The following is a 1,329-nucleotide window of genomic DNA, read 5'->3' as shown; positions in this document are numbered from 1 at the left end:
CGCCGGACGAGCTGGCCGAGCGGGTCTGGCTCGGCACGCTGAAGGCGCTGCCGGGCATCGGTCCGGCGACGGCGCAGGTGGTGGAGCAGGCGTGCGCCGGTGAGCAGCCGGACTACCTGGTGAAACTGCTCGCGGAGGCCCCGGAGCCGGACCGGTCGGGGTTGCGGGGCGCGTTGAAGGGCGACTGCCACACCCATTCGGACTGGTCGGATGGCGGCAGCCCGATCGAGGAGATGGCCGAGGCGGCGCGCGCGCTGGGGCACGAGTGGATCGCGCTGACCGATCATTCGCCGCGGCTGACGGTGGCGAACGGGTTGTCGGCCGAGCGGCTGCTGCGGCAGCTCGACGTGGTCGCGGAGCTGAACGAGAAGCTCGCGCCGTTCCGGATCCTGACCGGCATCGAGGTCGACATCCTCGAGGACGGTTCGCTCGACCAGCGGGACGACCTGCTGGAGCGGCTGGACGTGGTGGTGGCGAGTGTCCATTCGAAGCTGCGGATGCCGTCGGAGCCGATGACCGAGCGGATGCTGGCGGCGGTGCGGAACCCGCTGGTGGACGTCCTGGGGCACTGCACGGGGCGGATGGTGATGGGCCGCGGGCGCCCCCAGTCGGAGTTCGACGCCGAGCGGGTGTTCGAGGCGTGCCGCGAGAGCGGGACCGCGGTGGAGATCAACTGCCGCCCGGAGCGCATGGACCCGCCCGACGACCTGCTCGCGATGGCCGCCGGGATCGGGTGCGTGTTCACCATCGACACGGACGCGCACGCCCCCGGGCAGCTGGACTGGCTGGGGAACGGGACGGTGCGCGCGGAGGCCGTGGGCATCGGGCCGGAGCGCGTGCTGAACACGCTGAGCGCCGCGCAACTGGGCGGCTGACGGAAGCTGGTCGCGTCCGGCGTTTTCACGCCTGTTCGGCGATCGGAACCGCTACCCTGAGCGCGGATTCGATGGGGAGGAACCTGACGTGAACAGCTACGACACGGGCGGACTCAGCGTCGGCGCCGCGATCGGGGTCTCGCTGGGCAGCCTGGCGTTCGCGGTGCTGATGGTCGCCGCCATCTGGCGCGTGTTCAGCAAGGCGGGCCAGCCCGGCTGGGCGGCGATCGTCCCGATCTACAACACGATCGTGCTGCTGCGCGTCGCCGGGCGGCCGTGGTGGTGGATCCTGCTGATGCTGATTCCGCTGGTCAACGTCGTGCTGCTGTTCATCGTCTACATCGACCTGGCGCGCTCGTTCGGCCGCGGCACCGGGTTCGGGGTGCTGACGGTAGTCCCGCTCCAGCCGCACCACCGTCGCCTCCGGGAACCGCCGCGTGAAGTCCAGCAGCGG

The 1,329-nt window shown here is 71.3% G+C and carries 2 protein-coding genes; both read left to right on the top strand.

Going from position 1 to position 1,329, the window contains the following annotated elements:
- Positions 1–875, top strand: an 875-nt coding sequence (locus ABZ215_RS43760; RefSeq protein WP_354956860.1) for a PHP domain-containing protein, incomplete at its 5' end; no start/stop codon positions are given.
- Between the two features lie 88 nt (positions 876–963).
- The coding region (locus tag ABZ215_RS43755) for a DUF5684 domain-containing protein (RefSeq protein ID WP_354956858.1) at positions 964–1,329 on the top strand (366 nt) is incomplete at its 3' end.

Source organism: Amycolatopsis sp. NPDC006131 (genome assembly GCF_040614175.1).
Taxonomy (GTDB): domain Bacteria; phylum Actinomycetota; class Actinomycetes; order Mycobacteriales; family Pseudonocardiaceae; genus Amycolatopsis_E; species Amycolatopsis_E tucumanensis.
Note: the sequence above shows the minus strand (reverse complement) of the source record. Positions and strands in the feature narration are given on the sequence as shown.